This is a genomic window from Pseudomonas sp. WOUb67, assembly GCF_050058005.1.
Lineage (GTDB): Bacteria > Pseudomonadota > Gammaproteobacteria > Pseudomonadales > Pseudomonadaceae > Aquipseudomonas > Aquipseudomonas putida_R.
On record NZ_CP170112.1, the window covers coordinates 282,628 to 298,400 of the forward strand.

Consider the following 15,773-nt stretch of genomic DNA (forward strand, 5'->3'; position numbering starts at 1 on the left):
CTCTTCGCGGGCACGCCCGCTCCCACAGGGACTGCGCTACCCGTGAGGCCGATGAAATCTTGTGGGAGCGGGTTTACCCGCGAAGAGGCCGGCACAGGCAACACATCCCTAGTGATGGCAATCCGATAAGCGTCCATTGCACCCACCCCCTCCCCTCTGCAACAATCGCGAATAATTATCGTTAGTTAATGCATTCGTTCCGGGGGGACGCTGCTTGTCTTCAGCACAGAGCCCACACGCCGATCTGGTCGGTACGCTGTACCGCGACCACCGCGGCTGGCTGCTCGCCTGGCTGCAACGCAGCATGGCCTGCCGCCAACGTGCCGAAGACCTGAGCCAGGACACCTTCGTGCGCCTGCTCGGCCGTGAGCAGCTGGACACGCCCCGCGAACCCCGCGCGTTCCTGGCCGCCGTGGCCAAAGGGCTGATGTTCGACCACTTCCGCCGCGCCGCGCTGGAACAGGCCTACCTGGCCGAGCTGGCACTGATCCCGGAAGCCGAACAACCGTCCCCGGAAGTGCAGCTGCTGATCCTCGAGGACCTCAAGGCCATCGACCGTCTGCTCGGCAAGCTCTCGAGCAAGGCCCGCGCGGCATTCCTGCACAACCGCCTGGACGGCATGGGCCATGCCGAAATTGCCGAACGCCTGGGTGTGTCGGTGTCGCGGGTGCGCCAGTACATCGCCCAAGGCATGCGCCAGTGCTACGTGGCCCTGTACGGGGAGCCGACGTGAGCAACGCACCGGTTTCGTCCCGGGTCCTGGAAGCCGCCATCGCCTGGAAGCTCAGCCTCGGAGACACCAGCGGCACGCCTGATGAACGCAATGCGTTCATGCGCTGGCATGCCGCCAGCGAAGAACACGCCCGTGCCTGGCGCCAGTTGGGTGCCATGGACCAGCGCGTCAGCGCAGCGGCCGGCCCGGCACGCCAGGCTTTGCTGCAATCGCGCGCCAGCCTGAGTCGACGCATCGGCAAAGTTGGCGGCGGATTGGCCGGCATGTTCATGCTGGGTTCGCTGCTGGCCTGGGTCGGCGCACCATCGCTGGCCCCAAGCTACTGGCTGGCCGACCAGCGTACCGCTACCGGTGAGCTGCGTACCCTGCGCCTTGAAGACGGCACACTGCTGAGCCTGAACACCCACACCGCCGTAGACATCGACTACGCCGGCGAGCAGCGGGTAATCGTGCTGCACCAGGGCGAGATCTCGGTCGAAACCGGTCACCAGGACCCGCGTCCGCTGCTGGTACGCACCGACGATGGCCGCCTGCGGCCTTTGGGCACGCGCTTCCTGGTGCGCCGCGAAACCGGCGGTACCCGCCTGGAAGTGCTGCAAGCCTCGGTCGCCGCCATGCCGCACAACAGCGGCGACGAACACGTGCTGCGCGAAGGCCAGCAGGTGCTGATGAACGCCAACGGCCTTGGCCAGGTCGGCGCCGTACCGGTCGGGGCCGACGCCTGGACCCGCGGCATGCTGGTGGTGGACAACGTACGCCTGGGCGACTTGCTGGCTGCCCTTGGCAAGTACCGCAGCGGCCACCTCGGGGTGGACGAGCAGGTCGCCGATTTGCGCGTGACAGGCAGCTTCCCGCTGACCAACACCGACCTGGCGCTGGAGTCGCTGGTGCCGGCCTTGCCGGTGAAGATCGAGCGGCATACCCAGTGGTGGGTCAACGTCGTTCCCAGGTAGACCTGTACCGGCCTCTTCGCGGGCTTGCCCGCTCCCACAGGTACACCACGGCGCTTGAGACTTGGGGGTATTTGTGGGAGCGGGCAAGCCCGCGAAGAGGCCAGTGCAGGAAAACATCAATTCCAAATAATTCTCACTTTTTTTCAGATTCGCCCTGTCACTTTTCAAATCTCGCTCGGCAAGGAAGCAGCAAGCACTTACCCGTCGAGGAACCGCCGCATGTCCCGTGCCGTTGATCGTATCCTGCGCCCCAGTCTGATGGCCCTGGCCATCGGCCTGGCTGCCCCGCTGACCAGCCCTGCCTTGTTCGCCGCCGAGCAATCCACTGCTCGCGCCTACAACCTGCCCAGCGCGCCGCTAGCCACCACCCTGAACCAGATCGCCAGCCAGGCCGCCATTGCCCTGGCCATCGACCCGGCACTGGTCAGCGGCCGCACTTCGGCCCCGGTAAGCGGCCAGTACGACGGCCTCGGTGCCCTGCAAGCGGCCCTGCGCGGCACTGGCCTGCAATTGCAGCAAAGCAGCGTAGGCAGCTATAGCCTGGTGGCCGTACCGGACGGCAGCCTCGCGTTGCCGGTAACCACCATCGATGCCGCCAGCGCCAGCGAAAGCGCCTGGGGCCCGGTCGAAGGTTATGTGGCCAAGCGCACTGCTGCCGGCACCAAGACCGATACCGCGCTGGTCGAAGTCCCACGCTCCATTTCCGTCGCCACCCGTGAGCAGATGAAAGACCGCGGCGTGCACAGCCTGGATGACGCCGTGCGCTACATGCCGGGCATCGTGTCGGCCAGTTTCGGCAGCGACACCCGGTATGACTGGATGCGCGTGCGCGGCTTCGAGCCCACCCAGTTCCTCGATGGCCTGCCGCTGCCACGCGGGGTGTACGCCAACCCGAAAGCCGAAACCTGGAACCTCGACCGCCTCGCCCTGCTGCGTGGCCCGGCCTCCTCGATCTATGGCCAAACACCGCCCGGCGGCCTGCTGGACATGGTCAGCCGCCGCCCACAAGCCGAAAGCGAGCACGAGATTGAAGTGCAGTACGGCAGCGACAACCATCGCCAGATCAACTTCGCCAGCACTGGCAAGATCGACGATGAAGGCCGCTTCCTTTACGGCGTCAGCGGTGTGATCCGCGACGGCGGCACGCAGATCGACCACATCGACGACAAGCGCTACAACATCGCCCCGAGCCTGACCTGGAACATCGACGAGGACACTACGCTGACCTTGCTGACCCAGTTCACCCGCGACGATACCGGCGCCACCAGCCAGTTCCGGCCAATCCAGGGCACCAAGATCGACATGCCGTTCGGCAAGATCTCGCACCACAAGAACCTCGGTGACCCGGACTACGAGTTCTACGACCGTACCTACTACGCGCTGGGCTACGCCTTCGAACACCGCATCAATGACGTGTGGCAGTTCCGTCAGAATTTGCGTTACACCAAGACAGACCTGGCGTTCCAGACCATCACGCCAGGCAGCTACTACCAGCCCGGTGGCCCGGTGAAAGACGATGGTACGGTCAGCCGCATGTCCACCAACACGGACGAAGACATCAGCCAGTTCGCCGTGGACAACAACTTCCAGGCCGATTTCGCCACCGGCGACATCACCCACACCCTGCTGCTCGGCCTGGACCACCAGCGCATCAACACCAACTACCTGTCGATATTCGGCTTCAACGTGCCGGACAGCAACGTCAACAACCCGGTCTACGGGGTGCCGATCACCCGCCCGGACCGCTCCACGGCGTTCTACGACTACAACCAGAAATCCCGTCAGACCGGCCTGTATGTGCAGGACCAGATGGCGCTCGGCAACTGGCGCCTGACCTTGGGCGGTCGTGAGGACTGGGTACACACCGGTACCCGGTATCTCAACCAGGGTGATGCCACCAATACCCAGCGCGACAAGAAGTTCAGCGGCAACGCGGCCATCAGCTACGTGTTCGATTCGGGCTTCGTGCCGTACCTTTCGTATGCCGAGTCGTTCCAACCTGCCAGCAATGCCAGCGCTTCTGCGACCGAGTCGTTCAAGCCGACCGAAGGCCAGCAGTGGGAGTTGGGCGTCAAGTACCAGCCACCGGGCTCCAACACCCTGCTTTCGGCAGCTGTGTATGACCTGACCCAGAAGAACGTCTCGGTCACCAACAACGTGGGTGGCGTAACCGTCACCAGCCAGACCGGCGAAGTGAAAGTCCATGGCCTTGAGCTTGAAGCGGTTTCCGACGTTACCGAAAACCTGAAAGTGATTGCCGCTTACACCCTGGCCAAATCTGAAGTGCAGGACGGCATCTACAAGGGTAACCGCCTGCAATTGATGCCTAACCAGCAAGCCTCGGTGTGGAGTGACTACACCTGGCACTCCGGCGTGCTCGACGGCTTCGGCATCGGCCTGGGCGCGCGCTACACCGGCAATACCTACGGTGACCAGGGCAATACCTACCTGGGCAAGGCCAAGGCCTACACCGTGTTCGATGCCTCGGTGCATTACGACCTGGGCCGCCTGAACAGCAGCCTGAAGGGCGCGTCGGTGGCGGTCAATGCCACCAACCTGCTGAACAAGGATTACCTCTCTACCTGTGACTCGTACTACTGCTACTACGGCGATGAGCGCAGCGTTGTTGCCAGCGCCACTTACAAGTTCTGAGTGAGCTGGGGGCCGCGTTGCGGCCCGTTCGCAGCACAAGGCTGCTCCTACAAGGGATCGCATTCTCATGTATGAGCAGCCTTGTGCTGCGAATGGGCTGCAAGGCAGCCCCAGGTTCCAACAGACAAAAATCGGTACCGTGATGAAAAGCCCAACCATCCGCCGCTGGTCCGTGGTCCACACCTGGAGCAGCCTGGTCTGTACCCTGTTCCTGTTGTTGCTGGCCCTCACCGGCCTGCCGCTGATCTTCCACCACGAACTCGAACACCTGCTCGGCGATGCCCCCGAACTGCGCGAAATGCCAGCAGGTACCCCACACCTCGACCTGCAGCAGCTTGTGCTGAAAGCCGAGCAACACCGCCCCGGCGAGGTCGTGCAGTACTTCGGCTACGAAGAAGACGAACCCAACGGCGTTGTAGCCATCACCGCCGCCACCGCTGGCACCGACCCCAACCTGTCGCACACCTTCATGCTCGACGCCCGCACCGGCGAAGCAGTGGCCATGCCGGCTGCCAATGGCGGCTTCATGATGATCATGCTGCGCCTGCACGTGGACATGTTCGCCGGCCTGCCCGGCAAGCTGCTGCTGGCATTCATGGGCATCCTGTTCATCGTTGCGATTGTCTCTGGCACCGTGCTCTACGCGCCGTTCATGCGGCGCCTGGACTTCGGCACCGTGCGCCACGAAAAGTCCCGCCGCCTGCGCTGGCTCGACCTGCACAACCTGCTCGGCGTGGTCACCCTGGCGTGGGCGTTGACGGTGGGCGTGACCGGTGTGATCAGCGCCCTGTCCGACCTGGTCATCGCCGCCTGGCGCAACGACAGCCTGGCCACCATGGTCGCGCCTTACCGCGATGCCCCGCCGCTCACCGAGCGCGCGCCCGCCACACGCCTGCTGGAGATTGCCGAACAGGCCGCCCCCGGCATGCGCCCGGACTTCATCGCCTTCCCCGGTACGCGCTTCTCCAGCGAGCACCACTACGCGGTGTTCATGAACGGCGCCACCCATCTGACGTCGCACCTGTTCACGCCGGTGCTGATCGACGCCCGCACCCTGGCAGTGACAGCGGTAGGCGACCGCCCCTGGTACATGGACGCGATGGGCCTGTCGCAGCCGCTGCATTTTGGCGACTACGGCGGCCGGCCGATGCAGATCCTCTGGGCCGTACTGGACGTGCTGACCATCATCGTGCTCGGCAGCGGCCTGTACCTGTGGTGGGGCAAGCAGCGCAAACACCGGGAGGCGCGTGCATGAGCCACAAGTCGCAATCCACCGCGCGCCTCTTCGCCTGGCCAGCACTGATTGCCCTGCTGGGCTTACTCGGCCTGTTCGCCGCGCTGCTCGGTGACGGTGGCTGGGATGTGCTGGCCTGGGCCGGCCTGGGCCTTCCAGCCCTGCTGAGCCTGCGCGGGTTGTTCTGGCGTCGGCGGCGCTAGCCCGCTACCACCTCGCAGCCGCAGGTATTGCCAAGCATGGGGCTTTCCTCAACCAAGGATCAGCCCCATGCGCCCTCTCGAACGGCTGGAACAGATCGACCGGCAGATCGCTGGCCTGCTTGACGGTCTCCCGAGCATCGACCCCAAACAACCCATCAGCCCCGGCACGCGCAACAGGTTGCACGCAGAACTGGCCCGTTTCTGGGCCACGGCCGATGAGCACGGCAACACACCCAGGCAGCAGCTGCTGATACTGCGCAAGGCGCTGATGCTGAACGAAATCGAATTGCGCCTGAACGACGAGACCTTGGCCAGCGGGCCCGCCGGGTTGTTGCGGGCCTGCCTGGAACAACCGCTGCCCTTTCAGCGCCGGCACCTCCCCCTGACCAATCGGCCGCAGGTCTACCGGGTCCTGCTGGAACACCGGCGGCCCAACTGGCGCAGTTACCTGCCAGGCACTCTGGTCATCATTGCCGGTACCGCCGAGGGCCTTATGCTCACAGCTGACGACGCCACTGGCAGCGCCTTGCTGTGCAGCCTGTCACAGGGTATCGAGGCCTTCGATTCCCTTGCCGCCCTGAACAAAGAACTCTGCGAACGCCTGGAAGACCCTCTCCAGAGCAGGCCACTGTTGCACCTGTACCTGGAGGAACAGGCGGACCGTGCTCGCCGGTCTCAACGCCTGCGCTATGACTGGTATGCAGACAGCCTGCTGGAGGCCCAGGTCGACTGGGTGATCGAAGCCCAGCGCCAGCGGTTGAGTGAACCCGCTTTGTGGGGCACCGATACAACCGACCGGCACACCCGGTTGAACAGGGCCATGGCACTTCGGCACGAAGTCGGCGCCAAACCCATTCTGCAGGCACGCTACTCGCATTTGCTGGAAAAGAACCTGCCAAACTGGCTGCGCAATACCCCCGCGCAAGGCTTGAGCCATATCATGCAGACCATGCAGGATCTGGTGGCAACCGCCGAGCGGGCAGCCGCCCCCGGGGTGCTGAGCCTCAACGACTTCAAGCAACGCCACAGCCTGCTGGCCTGGGCCAATGCGCGCCTGCGTGAGCGCCTGAGCCATGACCTGGGCTACCACGCAGACCCTCGCGAAATTCAAGTCAGTATCGTCCGCGCCCGCCGTACCGGCGCTGTCATGCATCCCTTCGCCACCTCCTCCTACGTGACCTACGCCGGTATGCAGCGCGTGGGCAACGAGATGGTGGAAATGGTCGAGGAAAGCAACACGCTCGAACAACTGGCGCTGAAGAACCTGCCATGGTTCGACACCGACTACTGGCTTACCGCGCGCATGGTCCATGCCCGAGGCAGTGCCATGCCGCCCGGGCTCACTGCGCACTATGTGAAAGGCATGATCCGGGAGCTGAACGTGGGCGACAGCTACGCAAAGTACCTGCACACCCAACTTGTCAGCTCCAGAGCGGGCAAGTGGCGCCAGGCCGCACACAGCCGGGTAAACCTGGCGCGCATGCGTGCAGAAGCGGTCAAGGCGCGCCATGCCGGGCACTTCGGCGATGACCCTTTCGAGCATGGCTACCACTGGGTGTGCGCAGTGCTGGACCAACCGCACAATGCCTTGCGCGCGCCGGTAGCAGGCTACCCGGTCACCGTTCGGCACTTGGACATCATGGGCCATACCCTGCAGGGCGTACTGCTGCTCAATAGCACCCCCTACAAGTCCCAGGCATGCGTGTTGTATACCCCGGATGCCCCGGACCGCAGGGCCTGGCGCCGCTTTCGGACGACCCGCGAACTGCTTCGCACCCTACGCCAGCAGCCCCGGTTGAAAGCATACGTGGCACAGCGCCTGCCATTGCTTCCCGCTGCCACGGTGCAGCACCTTGTGGACAAGGGGCGCCTGGGCACACATGTGAAAACACCTGCGGTCAATGACGACCTGTTCTTCGTCTATTACCTGGCCGAGGTACAGGCGCTGATCGCCCAGGCGGATGCCGACAGCATGACGACCCGGGAAGTGAACGCGGAGTCTGTCATCGCGCTAAGCTGGCGGCTGGTGGACTTCATCAGCCTGCTGCTGCCCAGTCAGGCCCTGATGGCATTGTCGATCGGGCGCATGACCATCGATATCTGGGACGGCGTCGAGGCCCTCAAGCAGGGCGATGCCGAAGGGGTGATGCGACACGCCTACAACGCCCTCAGCCACCTCAATGATGCAGCGATCAGTTATGTGGGCTCCGGCCTGCTGCGCCGCTCGTTGCGTGGCATGCCCAAACAACCGCCATTGCCGTTGCCCGCGCGCTTCCAGGCGCAACCGGACAGCAGCAACCTGCGCTATCGCATCGACGGGATCTACGGTGAAGGGGTGTACGAACAGCGCACGGCGTTTGGCGGGCTATCGCTGTACTTCGTCAAGGACGATAACAACCGCTATTACCAGGTCAGCTTCGACGGCTACCGCTGGCGGGCCATCGACCCTGACCAACCGGATGCCTATCTTCAGCAGCCGGTCAAGCGCAAAGCCGACGGGCAATGGGTAATCGACTCACCGGTGCACTGGTACGACGGGCTTCCCGACCTGCCGCAGCTGCTTCAGGATTGTTACTTACAAGCACCACTGGCAGGCGCCCCTGTCAATATCGAACAAGGGCTCTACCAGGCGGACGACCAGCTGTACCTGGCACTCAAGGGCGGGCAACTGCCTGTGCGCAGCCACCTGCTGCCGGATCGCTACCACTTGGAAATCGCCTTGGCTACCAGTGCCGGCGTGGTGCCGTGGGCGGTGTTGCGTCACGAGAATGGCCAGTGGCTGATACGCGTTCGCCAGGCAGGGCGCAGCAGCGACTGGCTGGCATTGCCAGATCAGCCCCTGCCAGCCCGCTGAAGGCCCGAATCGGGCGCCTTAGTCGCCCAGCTTCGGCAACAACCGGTCCAGCCGCTGGTGCAAGGCACTGCCACTCGGCCAGTTGCGCAACAGCCGCGCCCGGTCACGGGCATAGGCCGGGGCAAAGCTGAGCTGGGTAGCGTGCTGGCACATGGCATCGAGATCAATCAGCGACCACCGGCCATTGTCCCAGAACAGGTTGTGGCCCTTGAAGTCGCCATGACTGATGCGTTCACGAATCAGCTGTTGCATCACATGCACCAGGGCATCCACTTGCTCCTCGGGCGCATCGCCGTTTTCGACGAAGGGGGCGAAGCACGCGGTCAGGTCCGGGCCATCGACATACTCGGTCACCAGGTAGGCACGGCTGCGCAACCCCATCACCCGTTGCTCCAGCACTGCCAACGGCTTGGGCGTGGCGATGTCGAGAAACTCCAGGCGGTGGCCTTCGATCCACGAATGCCAGGCACGGCTCGGGCGCCAGAAGCGCTTGAACCAGTGCGCGGTGTTCTTGATGTTGTAGCGCTTGAGCACCAACTGGCGACCGTTCACCTCGATGCGCGCCACACTGGCGGCGCCACCGGTCTTGTACAGGTGGCCCTTGTCGATCAGCGCATCGGCCTGCTCCAGCACTGGCTGCATGGCGTCGACTTCGCTGCGGCGGATCGCCTGCAAGCCCGAGAGGCTGTGCTGCACGCTGAACAGGCTGCATTCGCGCCCGGCCTTTTCCAGGTAGTCCTTTTGCCGCCAGTTGCGCACCTTGTCCACCTGCTTCTGCAAGGCTTCCAGCGGCAGTGCGTGTTCGGCATTGGCCAGCAGGTAATGCACCAGCAATTCTTCGATGAACGGCTCCAGCCGCTTGGGCAACTGGGCGAAGAACACCCCAAGGTTTTCCAGCACGCGCGGGCGTGACAGCTGCTGGCCAGGCGTTTCGGCCTTGATACCGGCGCCGTCGATCAGGTACAGCTTGCCGCCGCGGCGCAGCAGGTTGTCCAGGTGCAGGTCTTCCTGCCAAAGGCCCTGGGCGTGCATGTGCGCGACAGCAGTCAGCGCTTCGCCCAGCACCAGGTGTTGTTCGTCCGCCAGTACCGGCAGGTTTTCCACCGCCGCCCAGGCATCGGCCAGGCTTTCGGCGCCGTCGAGGAATTCAAACAGCAGCCAGCCACCCTCGCCTTCCTTGAGGCCGTCGGCCAACAGCTTTGGCGTGGTCAGGCCTTGCTCGGCCAGCAGCTTCACACCGTGCAGTTCGCGCTGGAAATGCCGGGCGGCGTTACCGCCCACCAGCAGCTTGGCCAGCACCGGGGTACCGCGCCACACGCCCGCGCCAACATAGCGCTGGCCAGGCAGCACGCGCAGCAGGCTGAGCAGTTGCAGCTCGGCGCTGCCGGCGGCATCCGCCAGGGTGATGCTCAGGGGCAACGTCGGGCTGCGCCCGGCGTCCTTCAGTTCGGACAAACGCATCAGCGGGCCTCTTTTTCACGACGGCGTTGCGTCAGGCGTTGCAACCAGGTGTTGACCAGCGTGCTGTCTGCCGGCTGCGCCAGGTAGGTCGCCAGCATGGTGCGCACATCGGCCTCGCTCCAGGCCGGAGCGCGGCGCAGCAGCGGCTCCAGGTCCTTGAGGCGGTCGCGCATGCCGAACAGCAATGGCCGGGTCTTTTCCAGGTCGATCAGTTGCGCGTCCCAGCCTTCACGGCGCTGGCGCAGGAAAATGTGCTTGGGGTAGAAGCAGCCATGCACCTGGCCGGCGCTGTGCAGGGTGCGCGCCAGCTGGCCGCACGCCTGCAGGATGCCATTGCGCTCGGCATCGCCCAGCTGTGGCCACTGGGCCAGCAGGCTGTCGAGGTCGGCCCATTCGTCCAGCGCGCGGGTCATCAGGATGGCGCGATGCTTGCCGCCCTGCTTGCGCTCACCATAGAACACCGCCTGCAAGGCCGGAATGTGCAGCTTCTGGTAGCGGCTGATGTTGCGAAATTCACGGGCGAAGGTGGGCTCGCCAAACGGCCGGTGCAGGGTGCGGGTCAGGTAGTCGCTCTGGCGCTTGAGGTAGTAGCCCTTGCCTTCGAGTTCCAGCCGGAACACGCTGCTCCAGCCGCCACGGCCGGTATTGGGTTCATCCACAGCCTCAAGTTGCAAGGCCCACAGCGCCTCGAAGTCGTCCAGGCCATGGCGTTTGAGCAGCGCGAGGTCCGCGCTGGCCAGGTAATCGGTCATTCCCTTCCCTCGAAAAAGCCCAGCACCTGGCGAATGCGCTTCTTGTCACGCTCATTCAGCCGGTCGCGGCCACGGTATTGCAGATAGAAACGCAGGCGCTGGGTGGCCGACAGGTGGTATTTGGCCACTTTGTCCAGGCACGCCAGGTCCTTGATCATCCGGTGCCGCCACATGAAGCCGCGCCAGAAGTCGCCGGTGGGGCAGTCGATGAAGAATAGCGTGCCCTGGTCGTCGACCAGCAGATTGCGCCATTTCAGGTCATTGTGCGCAAAGCGGTGCTCGTGCATCACCCGGGTATGGTGCGCCAGCTGACGGCTGAGGTGGTCGACCCAGGCCCGGTCGGCCAGGCGTGGATCGTTGCGCTCGGCCAGCGCGGACAGGTCTTCGGTGTTCGGCAGCTCGCGGGTGATCATCGCCCCGCGACCAAAGGCCAGGCCATGGCGCTCCAGGCCCCAGGCCACCACTTCGGCGGTAGGGATGCCCCACTTGGCGAACTGCTTGAGGTTCTGCCATTCGGCCTTGATGCGCGGTCGGCCCAGGTAGCGGCGCATGTGCTTGCCGGCCCCGGTATAGCGCTTGACGTAGTAGTTGACCCCGTCACGCTCGATGCGCACCACCTCGCTGAGCGGGTCGCGGGTCAGACGTTCGCCTTGCAGGGCAAATACCGCATCGAGGCTGCCGAAGTCCGCCGCCAGGTGTTCGTAGCCCGGCGCCAGTGTCCAGCCCGCCATCAGAGCGCATCCCCGTAGCGTTGCTTGCGGTCGTAGAGTTTCTGCGCCTTGCGCTCCAGCCAGGCAAGCAGCTGCGCTTCGTCCTTGAGGACTTGCCGCAGCGGGCGCTGGAAGTAACCCCGCAGGAAGCGCAGCTTGTCGCGCTGGGTCAGGCCGATGTCCAGCGCCGAGAAGTACAGCGCCGCCAGGTCCTTGTCGCGCCAGCGGCGGCTGATTGTCGCCCGGGTCTGGGCGCGGTGCAGGTCGATCACCGACAGCCTGAAGTCATCCGCCGTCACCGGGCGGTCGGTGTGCAGCAGGAAATGGCAGATGTAGCAGTCGCGGTGGTTGACCCCCGCGCGGTGCATGCCGCCAGTCATCTTCGCCACTTCGGCGATCAGCGCACGCTTCAGGCGCGGCTCGGGCGGCTGCCTGACCCAGTCGATACTGAAGTCTTCCAGGCTGATGGTCGGCGCCAGTTCTTCGGTGATGATGAACGAGTGCTGCGTGGCCGGGTTGCTGCCACGTTCGCCATAGGCGACTGCGGTCATGGTTGGCACACCCACCTCGTGCAGGCGCTGGATAGCCCGCCATTCCTGGCCGGCACCGAGCACCGGGAGCTTGGCGGTGAACAGGTTCTTGAAGATCTCGCCCCAGCCGATGCCGCGGTGGATCTTGACGAAAAAGCCTTCGCCAGCCACTTCGGTGCGCAGCGTGCGGCGCCCTTCCAGCTCGCGATACACCTCGCCCTGCAGCGCTTCTACGGCATCGAAGGCATCGCGCCCGGCCCACAGGCGCTTGAACGGTTCGGCCAGTATCAGCTTCATGCAGGCTCCTGCCCAAGGATCACATCGGCGGCATGCTGCGGCATGCTGTACAGGTCGGCGGTTTCGGCAAACGCCAGGCCGTTGCGCGACCAGCTGGCACGGGCCTGCGGGTCGTCAAGCATGCGTTGCAGGTAACCGTTGAGCTGGTCCTGTTCGAACGGTTCGTCCAGCACCAGGCCGCAGTCGGCCTCGGCAATGTAATGGGCGTAACCGCACACCTTGGACACCAGCACCGGCAGGCCGGCCACCAGCGCTTCAAGCAGCACGGTGCCGGTGTTCTCGTTGTACGCCGGGTGAATCAGCAGGTCGGCACCCAGCAGGAAGCGCGGTATGTCGCTGCGGCCCTTGAGGAACTGCACCTGGTCACCCAGGCCCAGGGTGGCGCTTTGCAGCTGGAACACCTTGGGGTCGTCCTGGCCGATCACCATCAGCTTCGTGCGTTTGCGCAGGGCCGACGGCAGCGCGGCCAGCGCCTTGAGGCTACGGTCCACACCCTTGGTCTTGAAGCCCGAGCCAATCTGTACCAGCAACAGGTCGTCATCGCCCAGGTTGAATTCCTTGCGGAACTCGGCGCGGATCTCGGCGGCATTGGCCGGCGCGCGGCGGTCCTGGGAAATGCCCGGCGGCAGCAGGTGGAAGCGTTCCACCGGGGTGCCGTAATGCTTGATGAACAGCGGCTGCTGCACCTCGGAAATCATCAGCACTTCGGTGTGGGAATCCTTGGCGAACACCGCACGCTCGTACTCGGCAAAGTGCCGGTAGCGGCCCCAGCGGCGGTACAGGCCACCACGCAGGGTCTGCGCCTTGTCTTCAAAGCAGCCGTCGGCGGCGTAGTACACGTCCAGCCCCGGCATCTTGTTGAAGCCGATCAGGCGGTCGACCGGGCGCTTGGCCAGGTCGGCGGCCATCCAGGCGCTGAGCTTCTCGTTGCGACGGTGGTTGAAAATCGCCTTCACCGGCGCCACCAGCACTTCGAAGCCCGGCGGAATGTCACCCTCCCAGATCAGCGTGTACACACGGATCTGGTGGCCCCGCTTCTGGCATTCCAGGGCAATGCGCATGAAATCGCGCTGCAGCCCGCCGAAGGGGAAATATTTGTAAAGCACGAAAGCCAGTTGCATCAACGGACATCCTCAGCCAGCAGCAACGCGCTCAAGCGGCCCGCCACATGCTCGGGATTCAGGCGAGTGAAGCACAGCGGCCACTCGCGTTTCAGATCGAACCGGCGCAGGTCGTCAGCGCTCGGTTTATAGGTGCACTTCTTCTGCAGGCAGGGAGCGCAAGGCCAGTCACTGGCCTGGTGAATCTGGGTCCGTCCGTAGGCACCGGTCAGGCCCGGGTTGGTCGGGCCAAACAGCGAAATGGTCGGCACATCAAGTGCCGCTGCCAGGTGGCCAAGGCCGGTATCGACCGCCACACAGGCTTTTGCCGCCGCCAATACACGCGCAACGCCGGCAAGGTTCAATTTGGGGAGCACCTGGCAGTTGTTCAAGCCCTGTGCAATACGCTCGGCCCGCGCCTTCTCGGCCGGGTTGCCCCACGGCAGGCGCACTTCCAGCTTGCGCCGGCCCATGCGCTCGGCCAGCTCGCGCCAGTAGGCTTCGGGCCAGTGCTTGGTCGCCCAGGTAGTGCCATGCAAAAACACCACGTAAGGCGCGGCGGGCGGCAATTGCAGGCGCTCCAGGTCCAGCCCGTAGTCGCCAATGCCTTCTGGCAAGTCGTAGGCCAGGGCCATGGCGAACAGCTGGCGCACCCGCTCCACCGCATGCTGGCCGGTGGCAACCGACAGGCGCCGGTCATAGAAGCGGCTGGCCCAGCCTTCGCGGGCCGAGTAGCGGTCCAGGCCGGCGACCGGGGCCTTCACGTAGCGGGTCAGCCAAGCCGACTTGACCAGGCCCTGGGCGTCAATCACCAGGTCGTACTTGCGCTCGCGCACACGCTGCTTGAATGCCTTCCACTCGCCGCTCTTGAGGGTTTGCCAAAGGTTCTTGCGCCAGCGGCGGATGGCCACCGGGATAACCTGATCGACCGCAGGGTGCCAACTGGGGATTTCGGCGAAGCCTTCCTCCACCACCCAGTCGAAACGGATGCCCGGAATAGCGTGGGCGGCATCGGTGAGCGCCGGCAGGGTGTGGATCACATCACCCAGCGACGAGGTCTTGATGATCAGTACCCGCACTTAGTCGACCTCGGCCACGGTATCGATCAGGTCAGGCCCGCTCAGGCTGTGCAGCGCGGCGATGACTTTGCCCGGTTCCAGCAGGCGCAGGCAGTTGTAATGGCCGAAGCGGCAGGTACGGTCGAAGCATGGGCTGCACTCGATACCGGTGCGCACCACCTCTACCTGGTCGGCCAAGGGCGGAGTAAAGCCGGGCGACGTCGAGCCGTACACCGCCACCAGCGGGCGGTTCAGCGCGGCGGCCACGTGCATCAGGCCGGAGTCGTTGGACACCACGGCATGGGCACAGGACATCAGGTCGATGGCCTCGGCCAGCGAGGTTTCACCGGCCAGGTTGGACGATTCTTCACGCAAACCCGGGATCAGCCGGTCGCGGATCTGCTCACCGACCGGGTGGTCGTTCTTCGAGCCGAACAGCCACACCTGCCAGCCCTGGCGGATCATCGCGTCGGCCACGGCAGCGTAATGCTCGACCGGCCAACGCTTGGCCTCACCGAACTCGGCGCCGGGGCACAGCGCCAGCACCGGGCGGTCCAGCTCCAGGCCGAACTTGGCCAGTGCAGCATCACGGCTTTGCGCTTCGATCTGCAGGCTGGGGCGCGGGTACGGCTGCGGCAGCTCGGCGCCGGGCGCGTAGGCCAGGGCCATGAAGCGCTCGATCATCAGCGGGTAGCGGGCTTTATCCAGCTTGCGCACATCGTTCAGCAGGCCAAAGCGCAGTTCACCGCGCCAGCCGGTACGCTTGGGGATGCCAGCGAAGAACGGCACCAAGGCCGACTTCAGCGAGTTGGGCAGCAGGATGGCCTGGTCGTACTGGCCGACCAGGGATTTGCCGATGCGCCGACGCGTGGCCAGCTCCAGTGCGCCGTGGCCGAGCGGGAAGCTCAAGGCCTGGCGTACCTCGGGCATACGCTCCAGGATCGGCCGGCTCCACTCGGGCGCCAGCACGTCGATCACGCACTCGGGGTGCTGCTGTTTCAGGCACTGGAACAGGGTCTGCGCCATCACCATGTCGCCGACCCAGCTGGGGCCAATGATCAGTATTCTCATGCTTAGTCCAGAAACGCTCGGGGAGGCTACAGACTGCGGTACAGCCTGGCCTCCCCTCTTTATATTCAGGCTATGTGGCGGACAGTGTACCACCGGTGGTGAGGCATGAGCCTTTGGGGCTGCTTCGCAGCCCATTCGCAGCACAAGGCTGCTCCTACAAGGGAT

13 protein-coding genes are annotated in these 15,773 nt (G+C 64.6%); 6 read left to right on the forward strand and 7 right to left on the reverse strand.

The features are described 5' to 3' along the window. The first annotated feature begins 214 nt into the window (after positions 1–214). From ABOC32_RS01330 to ABOC32_RS01355, 6 genes are all read left to right on the forward strand, one after another. Positions 215–733: an RNA polymerase sigma factor gene (locus ABOC32_RS01330; protein ID WP_234228262.1), complete on the forward strand. Its 519-nt coding sequence runs from the start codon at positions 215–217 to the stop codon at positions 731–733. Then, positions 730–1,686, forward strand: coding sequence for a FecR domain-containing protein (locus tag ABOC32_RS01335; RefSeq protein WP_426809895.1), 957 nt, complete (start codon positions 730–732; stop codon positions 1,684–1,686). The genes ABOC32_RS01330 and ABOC32_RS01335 overlap by 4 nt, the downstream gene beginning before the upstream one ends. A gap of 219 nt (positions 1,687–1,905) precedes the next feature. Then, positions 1,906–4,338, forward strand: a complete 2,433-nt coding sequence (locus tag ABOC32_RS01340; protein WP_426809896.1) for a TonB-dependent siderophore receptor — start codon at positions 1,906–1,908, stop codon at positions 4,336–4,338. Positions 4,339–4,480: 142 nt separating this feature from the next. Then, the gene (locus ABOC32_RS01345; protein ID WP_426809897.1) at positions 4,481–5,593 is read left to right on the forward strand and encodes a PepSY-associated TM helix domain-containing protein; all 1,113 of its coding nucleotides are present in this window, start codon (positions 4,481–4,483) and stop codon (positions 5,591–5,593) included. Next, the gene (locus ABOC32_RS01350; RefSeq protein ID WP_426809898.1) at positions 5,590–5,775 is read left to right on the forward strand and encodes a hypothetical protein; all 186 of its coding nucleotides are present in this window, start codon (positions 5,590–5,592) and stop codon (positions 5,773–5,775) included. The genes ABOC32_RS01345 and ABOC32_RS01350 overlap by 4 nt, the downstream gene beginning before the upstream one ends. Positions 5,776–5,842: 67 nt before the next feature. After that, the gene (locus tag ABOC32_RS01355) at positions 5,843–8,629 is read left to right on the forward strand and encodes a dermonecrotic toxin domain-containing protein (RefSeq protein ID WP_426809899.1); all 2,787 of its coding nucleotides are present in this window, start codon (positions 5,843–5,845) and stop codon (positions 8,627–8,629) included. 18 nt (positions 8,630–8,647) lie between these two features. Here ABOC32_RS01355 and ABOC32_RS01360 read toward each other — a convergent pair whose 3' ends face one another. From ABOC32_RS01360 to waaF, 7 genes are read right to left on the reverse strand one after another with little or no spacing between them, the layout of a single operon-like run. Then, complete coding sequence (locus ABOC32_RS01360; protein ID WP_426809900.1) at positions 8,648–10,090, reverse strand: lipopolysaccharide kinase InaA family protein; 1,443 nt, start codon at positions 10,088–10,090, stop codon at positions 8,648–8,650. After that, entirely contained in the window at positions 10,090–10,842 is a 753-nt protein-coding gene (locus ABOC32_RS01365) for a lipopolysaccharide kinase InaA family protein (RefSeq protein ID WP_086976885.1), read from the reverse strand. Before ABOC32_RS01365 ends, ABOC32_RS01360 begins: the two co-directional genes overlap by 1 nt. Beyond that, positions 10,839–11,573, reverse strand: a complete 735-nt coding sequence (locus ABOC32_RS01370; RefSeq protein WP_426809901.1) for a lipopolysaccharide kinase InaA family protein — start codon at positions 11,571–11,573, stop codon at positions 10,839–10,841. The genes ABOC32_RS01365 and ABOC32_RS01370 overlap by 4 nt, the downstream gene beginning before the upstream one ends. Further along, positions 11,573–12,379 (reverse strand): lipopolysaccharide core heptose(I) kinase RfaP, encoded by an 807-nt coding sequence (rfaP, locus tag ABOC32_RS01375; RefSeq protein ID WP_234228253.1) that lies wholly within the window; start codon positions 12,377–12,379, stop codon positions 11,573–11,575. The genes ABOC32_RS01370 and rfaP overlap by 1 nt, the downstream gene beginning before the upstream one ends. Next, positions 12,376–13,500, reverse strand: a complete 1,125-nt coding sequence (locus ABOC32_RS01380; protein WP_426809902.1) for a glycosyltransferase family 4 protein — start codon at positions 13,498–13,500, stop codon at positions 12,376–12,378. Before ABOC32_RS01380 ends, rfaP begins: the two co-directional genes overlap by 4 nt. Next, positions 13,500–14,558 carry a lipopolysaccharide heptosyltransferase I gene (gene waaC / locus ABOC32_RS01385; RefSeq protein ID WP_016497648.1) on the reverse strand — a complete coding sequence of 353 codons (1,059 nt, stop codon included), beginning with the start codon at positions 14,556–14,558 and terminating at the stop codon, positions 13,500–13,502. Before waaC ends, ABOC32_RS01380 begins: the two co-directional genes overlap by 1 nt. Next, a complete protein-coding gene (waaF, locus tag ABOC32_RS01390; protein ID WP_426809903.1) occupies positions 14,559–15,608 on the reverse strand; it encodes a lipopolysaccharide heptosyltransferase II in 1,050 nt (349 codons plus the stop codon). Between the last annotated feature and the right edge of the window lie 165 nt (positions 15,609–15,773).

Excerpts from the sequence above, each read along its gene's own strand:
- ABOC32_RS01340 (WP_426809896.1), top strand. The coding sequence starts at position 1,906 with ATGTCCCGTGCCGTTGATCGTATCCTGCGCCCCAGTCTGATGGCCCTG.
- ABOC32_RS01345 (WP_426809897.1), top strand. The coding sequence starts at position 4,481 with ATGAAAAGCCCAACCATCCGCCGCTGGTCCGTGGTCCACACCTGGAGC.
- ABOC32_RS01350 (WP_426809898.1), top strand. The coding sequence starts at position 5,590 with ATGAGCCACAAGTCGCAATCCACCGCGCGCCTCTTCGCCTGGCCAGCA.
- ABOC32_RS01355 (WP_426809899.1), top strand. The coding sequence starts at position 5,843 with ATGCGCCCTCTCGAACGGCTGGAACAGATCGACCGGCAGATCGCTGGC.
- ABOC32_RS01360 (WP_426809900.1), bottom strand. The coding sequence starts at position 10,090 with ATGCGTTTGTCCGAACTGAAGGACGCCGGGCGCAGCCCGACGTTGCCC.
- ABOC32_RS01365 (WP_086976885.1), bottom strand. The coding sequence starts at position 10,842 with ATGACCGATTACCTGGCCAGCGCGGACCTCGCGCTGCTCAAACGCCAT.
- ABOC32_RS01370 (WP_426809901.1), bottom strand. The coding sequence starts at position 11,573 with ATGGCGGGCTGGACACTGGCGCCGGGCTACGAACACCTGGCGGCGGAC.
- rfaP (WP_234228253.1), bottom strand. The coding sequence starts at position 12,379 with ATGAAGCTGATACTGGCCGAACCGTTCAAGCGCCTGTGGGCCGGGCGC.
- ABOC32_RS01380 (WP_426809902.1), bottom strand. The coding sequence starts at position 13,500 with ATGCAACTGGCTTTCGTGCTTTACAAATATTTCCCCTTCGGCGGGCTG.
- waaF (WP_426809903.1), bottom strand. The coding sequence starts at position 15,608 with ATGAGAATACTGATCATTGGCCCCAGCTGGGTCGGCGACATGGTGATG.